General features: G+C 62.8%; 8 protein-coding genes. 3 read left to right on the top strand and 5 right to left on the bottom strand.

Going from position 1 to position 14526, the window contains the following annotated elements; translation table 11 throughout:
- From VWN43_RS12770 to VWN43_RS12750, 5 genes are all read right to left on the bottom strand, one after another.
- On the bottom strand, positions 1 to 1413 hold the full coding sequence (locus tag VWN43_RS12770) for an MATE family efflux transporter (RefSeq protein ID WP_320181512.1): 1413 nt from the start codon (positions 1411 to 1413) through the stop codon (positions 1 to 3).
- Between the two features lie 138 nt (positions 1414 to 1551).
- Complete coding sequence (locus VWN43_RS12765) at positions 1552 to 2418, bottom strand: hypothetical protein (RefSeq protein WP_320181513.1); 867 nt, start codon at positions 2416 to 2418, stop codon at positions 1552 to 1554.
- Between the two features lie 228 nt (positions 2419 to 2646).
- Positions 2647 to 3021: a 50S ribosomal protein L7/L12 gene (gene rplL / locus VWN43_RS12760; protein ID WP_253521782.1), complete on the bottom strand. Its 375-nt coding sequence runs from the start codon at positions 3019 to 3021 to the stop codon at positions 2647 to 2649.
- An 83-nt stretch (positions 3022 to 3104) separates the two neighbouring features.
- A complete protein-coding gene (gene rplJ, locus VWN43_RS12755) occupies positions 3105 to 3620 on the bottom strand; it encodes a 50S ribosomal protein L10 (RefSeq protein ID WP_253521785.1) in 516 nt (171 codons plus the stop codon).
- A 291-nt stretch (positions 3621 to 3911) separates the two neighbouring features.
- Positions 3912 to 4640 (bottom strand): hypothetical protein, encoded by a 729-nt coding sequence (locus VWN43_RS12750; protein WP_320181514.1) that lies wholly within the window; start codon positions 4638 to 4640, stop codon positions 3912 to 3914.
- 375 nt (positions 4641 to 5015) lie between these two features.
- Here VWN43_RS12750 and VWN43_RS12745 point away from each other — a divergent pair, with 375 nt between their 5' ends.
- From VWN43_RS12745 to rpoC, 3 genes are all read left to right on the top strand, one after another.
- On the top strand, positions 5016 to 5555 hold the full coding sequence (locus VWN43_RS12745) for a YybH family protein (RefSeq protein ID WP_320181515.1): 540 nt from the start codon (positions 5016 to 5018) through the stop codon (positions 5553 to 5555).
- A gap of 297 nt (positions 5556 to 5852) precedes the next feature.
- A complete protein-coding gene (rpoB, locus tag VWN43_RS12740) occupies positions 5853 to 10073 on the top strand; it encodes a DNA-directed RNA polymerase subunit beta (protein ID WP_320181516.1) in 4221 nt (1406 codons plus the stop codon).
- Positions 10074 to 10132: 59 nt separating this feature from the next.
- Positions 10133 to 14461, top strand: a complete 4329-nt coding sequence (gene rpoC, locus VWN43_RS12735; protein WP_253521795.1) for a DNA-directed RNA polymerase subunit beta' — start codon at positions 10133 to 10135, stop codon at positions 14459 to 14461.
- The last annotated feature ends 65 nt before the right edge of the window (positions 14462 to 14526 follow it).

Below are 14526 nucleotides of genomic sequence, written 5' to 3'. Positions count from 1 at the left end.
CTATGCGTTAAGCGGGTGGCGGGTCAGCCCCAGCGCCTCGCGCCGATGCCAGCGCCAGCCGAGCAGTGCGGCGGCCACCGTCAGCCCGGTCGCCAGCCCGATCCACACGCCGATCCCCGCCAGCGGGGTGTAGAAGCCCAGCACCAGCGCGGTGCCGATCCCCGGGACCCAATAGGCGAAGGCGGCGATCCACATCGGGATGCGGGTATCCTGCAGCCCGCGCAGCGCGCCTGCGGCGACCGCCTGCATTCCGTCGAACAGCTGGAAGGCCGCGGCGATGACGATATACTGCAGCGCGAAGCCTACCAGCACGGCATTCTTCGGGTCCCACGGATCGACATAGATCGCGATCAGCGGCTTGGGGATCACCACCATCGCCAGCGCGGTGAGCGCCATGAAACCGGTGCCGACGATGATCGCGGTCCATCCCGCGCGCTTGACCCCCTCGGGATCGCGCGCGCCATAGAAATAGCCCACCCTGATCGTCGCCGCCTGGCCGACACCGAAGGGCACCTGGAACGCCAGCGCCGCGATCTGCAGCGCCACCGTGTGCGCGGCCAGTTCGCTCGCGCCGATATTGCCCATCAGGAAAGCGGCCGCGCCGAAGATGCCTGCCTCTGCGGTAATGGTCAGCGCGATCGGCGTGCCCACGCGAACGATGTGCATGAAGCGCGCCCAGTCGGGCGACCACCACCGCCCGAACACGCGGTAGCGGTGCAGCTTCGGGTCCACCCGGATCGCGACGACATATGCCGCAAGCGTGGTCAGCGTGGTGAAGATCGTCGCGACCGCGGCGCCCTGCAGCCCAAGCTCGGGCGCGCCCAGATTGCCGAAGATGAAAGCGTAATTGGCCAGCGCATTGACGAAGATGCCGCCCGCAGTAATCGCAGTGGCGAAGATCGGACGGTCGAGTGTGGACACGAAGCTGCGCAGCACGTTGCAGAACAGCATCGGCACCAGGCTGAGCACGAGCAGCGAGTTGTATTCGATCGCCATCGCGATGATCTGAGGTTCCTGCCCGGTCACCTGCATCAGCGGGCCGAGCAGCAGGCACAGGCCGATCCCGGCCACGCCCGAAAACAGCGCCAGCCACAGCGCCATGCGGACCGTCCGCCGGACCGGGCGCAGCGCCGGGGCACGTTCGCCCAGCTCGGCAGCCGCCACCGGCGCCACCGCCCCGGTCAGCCCCGACAGCGCCCATAGCACCAGGCCGAACAGCGCGATCGCCAGCGCCGAGGCCGCAAGCTGGTCCTCGCCCAGCCGCGCGATGAAGATCACGTCGATCGCATAGGTCAGCATCTGCAACAGGTTTGCCGCCGCCAGCGGCCAACTCAGCCGCAGCGTCGCGCGCAGCTCGGTGCGCCAGCCATCACCGCCAGGAGGCGTGGGCTCCATGGCGGTTGCGTTCGTCATGCAGCCGGACCGGATAGGGCAGGATAGTGCCCGGACCAACCCCGTGCATTTGATGAAACCGCTTTCCCCCGGAAGGCGAGGCCCGGAGGGCACACTCTTTGCGATGCGGCATGGCCACGCAAAGAGAGATATGAGCTGTCAGTCCCCGCGTGGATCCGTGGCAGGATCGATGTCCGCCGTCATTTCGGCCACAATCCGGCTGACCTGTTCACGGCCGGTTGCGTTGCCACGGCTCGCATAGAGTCCGCGCAGCAGTGCCAGATCGTAATCGGTCAGGCCAAACCGCGCGGATTCTTCGCGCTTGGTATCGAACATCGCGAGGATCGAACTCTTGGGCCACGGTCCCTCCATGTCGGGCGCGGCGAGCGAGACCATCGCAAGATAATCGGCCAGCTCGCCGATCTGAAAGTCTCCGATCTGTTCGTGGTCGACAATTACAACCAATATCTGGAAATTGGCCTGACTCGAGTGGCTGAGGCGGGAATTCGGCAAGGCGCAGCCTTCGCTACAGAAATCGGTGACAGTCAGCCAGCGAACCGGTCGGTGGGTTTCGCGAAACTGTTGCCATTTGGCATAGCCATCCTGTCTCAAGAGGACGCGCTTGCGATCGGTCAGCGATATGGCGAGTTCACTTGCCCCAAGCGAAAAGGCGATCAGCATGGTGGTATTGCACTCGCCGTCGGCCACGCGAAGCCCGACATCGCTGGCCAGGCTGGTGATCCGTTCACGAATAAAGCGCGCTTCAGCGTCGCGTACGCCGGTGATCTTGGGGCAAACACGGGCGTTCCACCGGGCGAGCTGGTCCGTTTTCGCCGGTTCCAGAACCTGCTCGGTAAAGCGTCTGAGAGCTCTGACATCTTCCGCGGTCTTCACCCGATTTCCGCTAACGATGATCTGCTCTCTATCGGGTTGATTTGAAGCGGGTTCGATATCACCGGGCGTCTGCGCAACCGCTACGACCGAAGTAAAAAGCAGTGCGATTAGGAGACCCGGATAAACAATCATCCACAAAGTATATTGCGGTACCTGCCCGAGTCAAAGTCTCCAAATCCGACTGCGGGTACTCGGATTGCTGCGGGATGATGGAAAACTTCGAGCTACCCGATCCTTTTGCATTGCACGTTTTCTGCCGGGCGCTCCGCCCGTCGACAAAAAAGGGCGGCGCCTTGCGGCACCGCCCTTCCGTGATCTCGCACGCGAGATCGAAGCGTAAGCGCCCAAACGGGCAGTAGCTTACTTGAGCTCGACGGTACCGCCGGCTGCTTCGATCTTGCCCTTGATTTCTTCGGCTTCTGCCTTGTTGACGCCTTCCTTGACGGGCTTGGGCGCACCTTCGACGAGAGCCTTGGCTTCCGAGAGGCCCAGACCGGTGATGGCGCGGACTTCCTTGATGACCTGGATCTTCTTGCCACCGTCGCCGGTCAGGACGACATCGAATTCGTCCTTTTCTTCGGCTGCGGGGGCGTCGCCGCCGCCGGCGGGGCCAGCAACAGCAACAGCAGCAGCGGCGCTCACGCCCCACTCTTCTTCAAGTGCCTTGGCAAGCTCAGCGGCTTCCATGACGGTCAGCTTCGACAGTTCTTCAACAAGCTTGGCGATATCGGCCATGATGTTTCACTCCAAATATAAGGCCGGGGTGTCCTGATGGACGAATGCCCCGATGAATGTGTGTTCGTACGTCGAACCAGCTCTTACGCGGCTTCCTTGGCGCCATAGGCGCCAACAACGCGTGCGAGCATCGACGTGGGTTCCTTGATCGTGCGGACAACCTTGGTTGCCGGCGCGTTGAGGAGGCCCACGATAGTGCCACGAAGTTCGTCGAGGCTGGGCATCGAGGCAAGCGCCCGAACCCCTGCTTCGTCGAGCTTCTGCGCGCCCATCGAACCACCGACGATTTCAATCTTGTCGGTAGTCTTGGCGAACTCCACCACGGCTTTCGCCGCAGCAACCGGATCCTCGGAATAACCAAGGGCGGTCGGACCGGTCAGGTACTCTTCGAGACCTGTGTAGTCGGTGTCCTTCAGGGCGAGCTTGGCGAGACGGTTCTTGGCAACCTTGTAGGACGCACCGGCTTCACGCATCTTCGTACGCAGTTCGGTGGACTGATCCACCGTAAGCCCCAGATTGCGGGTGACGACCACCACGCCGGACTGGGCGAAGACTTCGTTGAGCTGGGCGACCGCATCGGTTTTCTGCGAACGATCCATGCCATACTCCTTCACTATGGCCACGCCGGGAAAACCCGCCGCGACCGGCTACGTTTGTCCGCCCCGGCGAACCGGAACGGGCGAGTCCGTTGATGGGGAAGGAGTGCGCCTGGTGGCGCGAAACGGTGCCGAAGCACCGGAAATCTCTGTCCCCGCCTAGGCTGGAAATTAAGAAGGCGCCAATTCGCCTTCACCAACTGTCTCGGACGGATGAACGGGCGGAATCGAAAGAGACCCGCCGTTCGACCGCGGGCCTCTAAGGATTTGGGCGATTCTGTCAAGCGTCTGGCGCTATCGCTCGGCGGGCCCGGATGACGCTTCGATCGGGGCGGGGCGCGTGGCGATCACATATTGGGCAGCGATCATCACCAGCGCGAGCCATGCGGTGACGACGCTGTCGAGCGTCAACATGGCCCATTTCAGTGCCGCGCCTTCAACGAAGATTGCGCCGATGCCCAGCGCATAGTGCAGCACCATCAGTGGGAGCATGGCGGCCAGCGGGAAGAGGATCGCGAACAGCGCGTCCGGCGCCATCACGCGGATCGACTGCAGCGGACTGATGAAGCTGCCCAGCGGAGCAGCGACGATGAAGCGCACGATCAGCGGCATGAAAATCAGGCCGAAGACAAAGAAGCCGATACCCATCGATCCTTCGGTCCAGACATAGAGGCCAAGCCAGGCGAGCAGTGCCTGCAACGCAATAACGAGGCCGAACAGCGTCGCTGCGGGCCTGTCGAACCGCGTAGCGAAGGTGCGATCGCCTTGCGTATGCAGCCAGCGAATGAGGAAATAGGCGGGCAGGCCCAGCGCGACTGTCTTGAAGAACCCGGCGATCATCCGGTCGGGGTCGCTTTCGAGCGCCTGCGCGGCTTCGACCCCGGCATACATGCCGCTGCGTATCTCGACCACGTGCTGGACGAACTCGGCCACCAGCGGGATCGCCGCGACGAGCGGCAGCGCTGCGGCAAAGGCGAGGCTCCGGGTGTGAACGGTGCGGAATGCGGACAGGAAAGTGGTCATGGTTTGGTCCCCCCGGTTTCGGAATGGATTATCGGCTCGCCCGGTCGATAGAAATACGAACGGATGCGCGGCCGCGCCACCGGATTGTCCCATCCTGATACATCTGCAGGCGAAGAAAAGTGCCCGCAATTTGGCGACAACCCGATTGCGCTGGTTGGCGGCGTGCAAGCCGTTGACTATGACGGGAAACCTAGGTGGTTCCCCTTATCGAGCTTCGATATGACAACGCTGCCAATTATCGTCAATCGACCATCCCGAATTCCGCCGGGTCGGTTGGTTATGCCATTCGCCGGGTGCTGGCGGTCATTGGTGGAGGAGCTTTCGACCGTGAGGGTTCGATCGGCCACCGCGTCCTTGGATCGAAGGAGGAACTGTATGTATCGCCTGGCACCCCTGGTGGCGGCCTTTAGCCTGGCGGCCTTTAGCCTGGCGGCCTTTAGCCTGGCGGCCTGTTCCGGGTCCGCTGCCGATGCGCCCGTCCCCACCGAAGTGCGGATCGGCGGGCTGACCGCGGGGGATCGCGAGGCGCTGCATTCGCTCGACCGGGCCTATGTCAAAGCCTGGCGCGAAGATGGTACCGAGGCGCAGGCGGAGGCGTTACTGAAGCTGTTTGCGCCCGATGCAATCGTCTATCCCGGGCGCGGCCGCGGGCCGCTCTCGGGGACCGAGGAATTGCGCGCCTTCTGGTTTCCCGAAGGCGCGCCGCCGACCAGGATCGAGTATATCGACCATCGCACGATCGATGTCGAAGGCTCGGTCGCGCTGGCCGCGATCACCGGTTACAGCGAGATTGCCTTCGTCTTCGATGGCGCGCGCACCGCGCAGCGCGGCCATTATATCATCCACGCCCGCCCCGACGCGGCAGGCCACTGGAAGATCGAACGGATGATGTGGAGCGCCCGCGCGGAGGGCTGAGCCCCGCCGCAAATCCGGCCCGATCGATTCCGCGTTTGACAGGCGCGGGGGCAATTCCTACATGCTGCTCCGACCGCACGCTTCGAGCGAGTCCGATTCATGCGCGGGAATCGGACACAGGATGGAAGCGGCGTTTCCATAATCGCGACGCTCGAGAAGCTGCAGCAGCCACCGCAACCGGTGTGCCATACGCTGCGGCCTTTTCGCGTCCCGACCATGGATCTCACGCGCATGAGAAGCAATCACCGGTCTTCCCCGCACGGGACCGGCGCACACGAGAAGAGGTACGTACCCCTTATGGCTACCAAGGCGAAAGCTCCCGCGAAGTCCCCCAAGAAGGCACGCGGAGCAAATGCGCAGGGCACGGCGAAACGCCGGATCCGCAAGATCTTCGGCGACATCCATGAAGTCGTCGATATGCCTAACCTCATCGAGGTGCAGCGCGAGAGCTACGAACAGTTCCTGCGTTCGAACAAGGAGATCGATTACGTCTCCGGCCTCGAGAAGACGCTGCGCTCGGTGTTCCCGATCCGCGACTTCGCCGGTACCGCCGAACTCGACTTCGTCCATTACGAACTCGAAGCGCCGAAATACGACATCGTCGAATGCCGCCAGCGTGGGATCACCTATGCCGCGCCGATGAAGGTCACGCTGCGCCTGATCGTGTTCGAGGTCGACCAGGAAACCGAGACCCGCTCGGTCCTCGATATCAAGGAGCAGGACGTCTACATGGGCGACATGCCGCTCATGACCGGCAATGGCACCTTCGTCATCAACGGCACCGAGCGCGTGATCGTATCGCAGATGCACCGTTCGCCGGGTGTGTTGTTCGATCACGACCGCGGCAAGACGCATTCCTCGGGTAAGCTGCTGTTCGCCGCGCGCATCATTCCCTATCGCGGTTCGTGGCTCGATTTCGAATTCGACGCCAAGGACATCGTCAACGTCCGGATCGACCGCAAGCGCAAGCTGCCGGTCACCGCGCTGCTGTATGCGCTGGGCCTCGATAGCGAGGACATCCTCGCGCATTTCTACGAAACCGTCACCTGGAAGCGCGCGACCGGCAAGAAGGGCGAAGGCTGGAACATCCCCTTCGTCCCCGAAAACTGGCGCGGCCAGAAGCCGGCCTTCGCGCTGGTCGATGCCAAGACCGGCGAGGAAGTGTTCCCCGCCGGCCAGAAGATCAGCCCGCGTGCCGCCAACAAGGCGGCCAAGGACGGTCTTGAAACGCTGCTGCTGCCGACCGAGGAAATCTTCGGCCGCTATGCCAGCCGCGACATGATCGACGAGAAGACCGGCCGCATCTACATCGAGGCGGGCGAGGAAGTGTCGGCCGAGAACCTCGAAGTGCTCGATGCCGCGGGCGTCGATTCGATGGTCCTGCTCGACGTCGACCATGTCACCACCGGTCCGTGGATCCGCAACACGCTGCAGGTCGACAAGGCCGAGAACCGCGACGAGGGTCTCGAAGCGATCTACAAGGTCATGCGTCCGGGCGAACCGCCGACCAAGGAAACCGCCGAAGCGCTGTTCGAAGGCCTGTTCTTCGATAGCGAGCGCTACGACCTTTCCGCCGTCGGCCGCGTCAAGCTCAACATGCGTCTCGACCTCGACGCCGAAGACACCGTGACCACGCTGCGCAAGGAAGACATCCTTGCCGTGGTCAAGGAACTGGTCGACCTCAAGGACGGCAAGGGCGACGTCGACGACATCGACAATCTCGGCAACCGCCGGGTGCGTTCGGTCGGCGAACTGCTCGAAAACCAGTACCGCGTCGGCCTGCTGCGCATGGAGCGTGCGGTCAAGGAGCGCATGAGCTCGGTCGATGTCTCGACCGTGATGCCGAACGATCTGATCAACGCGAAGCCGGCTGTCGCCGCAGTGCGCGAGTTCTTCGGTTCCTCGCAGCTCTCGCAGTTCATGGACCAGACCAACCCGCTGTCGGAAGTCACCCACAAGCGCCGCGTCTCGGCGCTTGGCCCCGGTGGTCTCACGCGTGAGCGGGCCGGCTTCGAAGTGCGCGACGTTCACCCGACGCACTACGGCCGCATCTGCCCGATTGAAACGCCCGAAGGCCCGAACATCGGCCTCATCAACTCGCTCTCGACCTTTGCGCGCGTCAACAAATACGGCTTTATCGAAACGCCCTATCGCAAGGTTCTCGACGGCAAGGTCACCGAAGAGGTGGTCTATCTCTCGGCGATGGAAGAGCAGAAGCACACCGTTGCGCAGGCTTCGGCCGATCTCAACGATGACGGTTCGTTCGTCGAGGAACTGGTTTCGGCCCGTCACGACGGTGACAACCTCATGGCGCCGCGCGAATCCATCACGCTGATGGACGTCAGCCCCAAGCAGCTCGTCTCGGTTGCCGCATCGCTCATTCCGTTCCTGGAAAACGATGACGCCAACCGCGCGCTGATGGGCTCGAACATGCAGCGTCAGGCTGTGCCCCTGGTCAAGGCCGAGGCACCCTTCGTCGGTACCGGCATGGAAGAAACCGTGGCGCGTGACAGCGGCGCGGCGATCGCTGCGACCCGCGGCGGGATCGTCGACCAGGTCGACGCGACGCGTATCGTGATCCGCGCGATCGGCGATGTCGAAGCCGGCCAGTCGGGCGTCGACATCTACACGCTGCAGAAGTTCCAGCGTTCGAACCAGAACACCTGCATCAACCAGCGTCCGCTGGTGAAGGTGGGCGAGACGGTCGAACCGGGCGACATCATCGCCGACGGTCCCTCGACCGATCTCGGCGAGCTGGCGCTGGGCCGCAACAGCCTCGTCGCCTTCATGCCCTGGAACGGCTACAACTACGAGGATAGTATCCTCATCTCCGAGCGCATCGTGAAGGACGATGTCTTCACCTCGATCCACATCGAGGAATTCGAAGTCATGGCGCGCGACACCAAGCTCGGGCCCGAAGACATCACCCGCGACATTCCCAATGTCGGCGAGGAAGCGCTGCGCAACCTCGACGAAGCGGGCATCGTCTACATCGGTGCCGAAGTGCATCCGGGCGATATCCTGGCGGGCAAGATCACGCCCAAGGGCGAAAGCCCGATGACGCCGGAAGAAAAGCTCCTGCGCGCCATCTTCGGTGAAAAGGCCAGCGATGTGCGCGACACCTCGCTTCGCCTGCCGCCGGGTGTTGCCGGGACCGTCGTCGAAGTGCGCGTCTTCAACCGTCACGGTATCGAGATCGACGACCGTACCCGGGCGATCCAGAACGAGGAAATCGAACGCCTCCGCAAGGACTCGAACGACGAACGCGCGATCCTCAACCGGGCGACCTACAACCGCCTGCGCGACATGCTGATGGGCCAGACGGCTTCGGCAGCGCCCAAGGGCGTCAAGAAGGGCACCGAGATCAGCGAAGAGCTGCTCGACGACATCGACCGGCACGAATGGTTCAAGTTCGCCGTGGCCGACGATGGCCGCCAGGCGCAGCTTGAAGCGGTCAAGTCGCAGTATGACGAAGCGGTCAAGATCATCGAAGAGAAGTTCGAAGACCGTAAGGAAAAGCTCGAACGCGGCGACGAACTCGCTCCGGGCGTGCTCAAGATGGTCAAGGTCTTCGTCGCGGTGAAGCGCAAGCTGCAGCCGGGCGACAAGATGGCCGGCCGTCACGGGAACAAGGGTGTGATTTCGCGCATCCTGCCGCAGGAGGACATGCCGTTCCTCGAGGACGGTACCCCGGTCGACATCGTGCTCAACCCGCTGGGCGTGCCCTCGCGCATGAACGTCGGTCAGATCTTCGAAACGCATCTCGGCATGGCGGCCCGCAATCTGGGCCACCAGATCGGCGAGCAGCTCGAAGAGTGGAAGCGCGCCAATCCGAACGCGTCGGAAGATTGCGCCAAGGCCAAGCCGCCCGAAGCGATCATCGATCGTCTGAAGGAAGTTTACGGCGAGGAGTATCACGACGCGATCGACAGCCGTTCGACCGCCGAAGTGATCGAACTGGCAGGCAATCTGACCACGGGTGTCCCGATGGGTACGCCGGTGTTCGACGGTGCGCGCGAAGGCGATGTAACGATCGAGCTCGAAAAGGCCGGTCTGCACAGCTCGGGCCAGTCGGTCCTGTTCGACGGGCGTACCGGTGAAGCCTTCGACCGCAAGGTCACCGTGGGCATCATCTACATGCTCAAGCTGCACCACCTCGTCGACGACAAGATCCACGCCCGTTCGATCGGCCCCTACAGCCTCGTCACCCAGCAGCCGCTGGGCGGTAAGGCGCAGTTCGGCGGCCAGCGCTTCGGGGAAATGGAGGTCTGGGCGCTCCAGGCCTACGGCGCCGCCTACACGCTGCAGGAAATCCTCACCGTGAAGTCGGATGACGTGATCGGGCGGACCAAGGTCTACGAAGCGATCGTCAAGGGTGACGATACCTTCGAAGCGGGCATTCCGGAGAGCTTCAACGTGCTCGTCAAGGAAATGCGCAGCCTGGGTCTCAATGTCGAACTCAAGTCGCTCAGCGAAGGCGACGAGGACGGCGACGGCCTCGCGATCGCGGCGGAGTAAGGGGAGCCTAGCGCTCCCCACCACCGCCCCAAGGAATTCACCCGCTAAGGGAATAAGTCATGAACGAACTGACCAAATTCACCAACCAGCTCGCGAAGCCCGAAACCTTCGACGAGATCCAGATCGGCATCGCCAGCCCCGAGCGCATCCGCTCGTGGTCCTTCGGCGAGATCAAGAAGCCCGAAACGATCAACTACCGCACGTTCAAGCCTGAACGCGACGGGTTGTTCTGCGCGCGCATCTTCGGTCCCGTGAAGGATTACGAATGCCTGTGCGGCAAGTACAAGCGCATGAAGTACAAGGGCGTCGTCTGCGAGAAGTGCGGCGTCGAAGTGACCGTGACCAAGGTTCGCCGCGAACGCATGGGCCATATCGAACTGGCCGCGCCGGTCGCGCATATCTGGTTCCTCAAGTCGCTGCCCTCGCGCATCGGCCTGCTGCTCGACATGCAGCTCAAGCAGCTCGAACGCGTGCTGTATTTCGAAAGCTACATCGTCACCGAGCCCGGCCTGACCCCGCTCGAGAAGTTCCAGCTCCTCACCGAGGATGAACTGCTCGAGGCGCAGGACGAGTATGGCGAGGACGCCTTCACCGCCGATATCGGTGCCGCCGCGGTCAAGACCATGCTGATGGATCTCGATCTCGAGCAGGAAAAGGCCGATCTGCTGGAAGAGCTCGCGACGACCAAGTCGAAGCTCAAGCCGGCCAAGATCATCAAGCGCCTCAAGGTCGTCGAAAGCTTCATCGAAAGCGGCAACCGTCCCGAATGGATGATCCTCGAAGTCGTGCCGGTCATCCCGCCCGAACTGCGCCCGCTGGTGCCGCTCGACGGGGGCCGTTTCGCGACCTCGGATCTGAACGATCTCTATCGCCGCGTCATCAACCGTAACAACCGCCTGAAGCGGCTCATGGAACTGCGCGCGCCGGACATCATCGTCCGCAACGAAAAGCGCATGCTGCAGGAAGCCGTCGACGCATTGTTCGACAACGGCCGCCGCGGCCGCGTGATCACCGGCGCCAACAAGCGTCCGCTCAAGTCGCTCAGCGACATGCTCAAGGGCAAGCAGGGCCGCTTCCGCCAGAACCTTCTAGGTAAGCGCGTCGACTATTCGGGCCGTTCGGTCATCGTGACCGGTCCCGAACTCAAGCTGCACCAGTGCGGCCTGCCCAAGAAGATGGCGCTCGAGCTGTTCAAGCCGTTCATCTACGCCCGCCTCGACGCCAAGGGTCTGTCGATGACCCTCAAGCAGGCGAAGAAGTGGGTCGAGAAGGAGCGCAAGGAAGTCTGGGATATCCTGGATGAAGTCATCCGCGAACACCCCGTCCTCCTGAACCGCGCGCCGACGCTTCACCGTCTCGGCATCCAGGCGTTCGAACCCGTGCTGATCGAAGGCAAGGCCATCCAGCTGCACCCGCTGGTCTGCGCCGCCTTCAACGCCGACTTCGATGGCGACCAGATGGCCGTCCACGTCCCGCTTTCGCTTGAAGCCCAGCTCGAAGCGCGCGTGCTGATGATGTCGACCAACAACATCCTCTCGCCCGCCAACGGCAAGCCGATCATCGTGCCGTCGCAGGACATGGTCCTGGGTCTCTACTACCTCTCGATGGAGCGGCAGGAAAAGACGCCCGAATTCGTCGAGGACAGCGACGGCAACAAGGTCGAAAAGCTGCAGATGTTCTCGGACATGGCCGAGGTTCACCAGGCGCTGGAGACCAAGCAGGTCTCGCTGCACACCAAGATCCTCGCCCGCGTTCCGCAGGCTGACGAGAACGGCAAGATCGCGATGTCGCGGTTCGAAACGACCGCCGGCCGCATGCTGATCGGCGAATGTCTGCCCAAGAACCACAAGGTTCCGTTCGACATCGTCAACCGCCTGCTGACCAAGAAGGACATCGCCGACGTCATCGACGAGGTCTATCGTCACACCGGCCAGAAGGACACGGTGCTGTTCGCCGACGCGATCATGTCGCTCGGCTTCCGCCACGCGTTCAAGGCCGGCATCTCCTTCGGCAAGGATGACATGATCATCCCTGAAGAGAAGATCGAAATGGTCGAGACGACCAAGGCGCTGGTGGCCGATTACGAGCAGCAGTATCAGGACGGCCTGATCACCCAGCAGGAAAAGTACAACAAGGTGATCGACGCCTGGAGCCGTTGCGGCGACCAGGTTGCCGAAGCCATGATGGAGAAGATCCGGGCCCGCCCGATCGGCAAGGACGGTGTCCAGGCCGAGATCAACTCGATCTACATGATGGCGCACTCCGGTGCCCGTGGTAGCCCGGCGCAGATGAAGCAGCTCGCCGGGATGCGCGGCCTGATGGCCAAGCCGTCGGGCGAGATCATCGAGAACCCGATTATCTCGAACTTCAAGGAAGGCCTCAACGTCCTCGAATACTTCAACTCCACCCACGGTGCCCGTAAGGGTCTCGCGGATACGGCGTTGAAGACGGCGAACTCGGGTTACCTGACCCGCCGTCTCGTCGACGTGTCGCAGGATTGCACCATCGTCGTCGAGGACTGCAAGACCGACAACTCGCTCGACATGCGCGCCATCGTCCAGGGCGGTAGCGTGATCGCCTCGCTCGGCGAGCGTATCCTGGGCCGCACCGTGGCCGAGGATATCGTCAACGCGGCGACCGACGAGGTCATCGCCAAGGCGGGCACGCTGCTCGACGAACCGATGATCAAGGTCATCGAGGAAGCCGAAGTGCAGGTCGCCAAGATCCGTTCGCCGCTGGTCTGCGAAGCCCAGCAGGGCGTCTGCGCCAAGTGCTACGGCCGCGATCTTGCCCGCGGTACGCCGGTCAACATCGGCGAGGCCGTCGGCGTCATCGCCGCACAGTCGATCGGTGAACCCGGTACGCAGCTGACCATGCGTACCTTCCACATCGGCGGTGCCGCACAGCTCAACGAAACCTCGCATCTCGAAGCCGTATCGGACGGCAAGGTCGTCTATCGCGACATGCCCACCATCACCGACAAGAAGGGCCGTATCCTGTCGCTTGCCCGCAATGGCGAACTGGCAGTGATCGACGCCGAGGGCCGCGAACGCGAAATCCACAAGGTGCCCTACGGTACCGTGCTGATGCACAAGGATGGCGGCAAGGTGAAGGAAGGCGATCGTCTGGCCGAATGGGATCCGTTCAGCCTGCCGATCATCACCGAAACGTCAGGCGTGGCGAAATTCCAGGACCTGATCGACGGTACGACCATGGAAGAACGCGTCGACGATGCCACGGGCATCGCGCAGCGCGTGGTCATCGATACGAAGACGTCGGGCCGCAAGAAGAACGAGGATCTGCGTCCGCGCCTGACCCTGTTCAACGATGCGGGCGATGAGACGGAAGCCGCGCGCTACATGCTGGCGCCGGGTACCGTGCTTTCGGTCGAGGACAACCAGCAGGTCGATGCCGGCGACATCCTCGCCCGTGCATCGCGTGAAGCTGCCAAGACCCGCGACATCACCGGCGGTCTGCCGCGGGTGGCCGAGCTGTTCGAAGCGCGCCTGCCCAAGGACAATTCGGTCATTGCCAAGATTTCGGGCAAGATCGAATTCGTTCGCGAATACAAGGCCAAGCGCAAGATCGCGATCGTTCCGGAAGAAGGCGATGCAGTCGAGTACCTGATCCCCAAGACCAAGGTGATCGACGTGCAGGAAGGCGACTTCGTGAAGAAGGGTGATACCCTGATTTCCGGTTCGCCCAACCCGCACGACATCCTCGAAGTCCTGGGCGTCGAGGCGCTGGCTGAATATCTCTGCACCGAAATCCAGGAAGTCTATCGACTCCAGGGCGTGAAGATCAACGACAAGCACATCGAGGTGATCGTTCGCCAGATGCTGCAGAAGGTCGAGATCAAGGACGGCGGCGACACCGTGCTGCTGCCCGGCGAACAGGTCGACCTGGAAGAGCTCAAGGAAACCAATGCCAAGCTCGGCCGGAACAAGGAGCCCGCCAAGGGCACCCCGATCCTGCTCGGCATCACCAAGGCTTCGCTGCAGACGCGTTCGTTCATTTCGGCGGCTTCGTTCCAGGAAACCACGCGCGTGCTCACGCAGGCCGCGGTCGAAGGCAAGAAGGACACGCTGGTCGGCTTGAAGGAGAACGTGATCGTGGGCCGTCTCATCCCCGCCGGTACCGGCGCGGGTATGAACCGCATGCGCATCACCGCCACCAGCCGCGATGCGGCGCTGCGCGCCCAGTGGAAGAAGGCACAGGAAGCGATCATCGCTGCCCAGACCGCCGAAGAAGAGCACGCGGCGGAACTCGCCCAGGGCCCCGAAGCGGCGATCGGCGACGATCCGCTGGCAGTGATGGAAGGCGAAACGCACGGCACCGATGCCGATGCGGGCGAATACCTCAACGAGGATGCCAAGGACGGCGAATAAGCCGCGCCTAAATCGCACCGAAGTATTGGGCCCCGCCGGAGCGATCCGGCGGGGCCTTTTCTTTG

The sequence above is a fragment of the Qipengyuania sp. HL-TH1 genome (assembly GCF_036365825.1).
Classification (GTDB): Bacteria; Pseudomonadota; Alphaproteobacteria; order Sphingomonadales; family Sphingomonadaceae; genus Qipengyuania; species Qipengyuania profunda.
The sequence above is the reverse complement of the archived record's forward strand: the minus strand, read 5'-3'. Positions and strand labels throughout refer to the sequence as shown.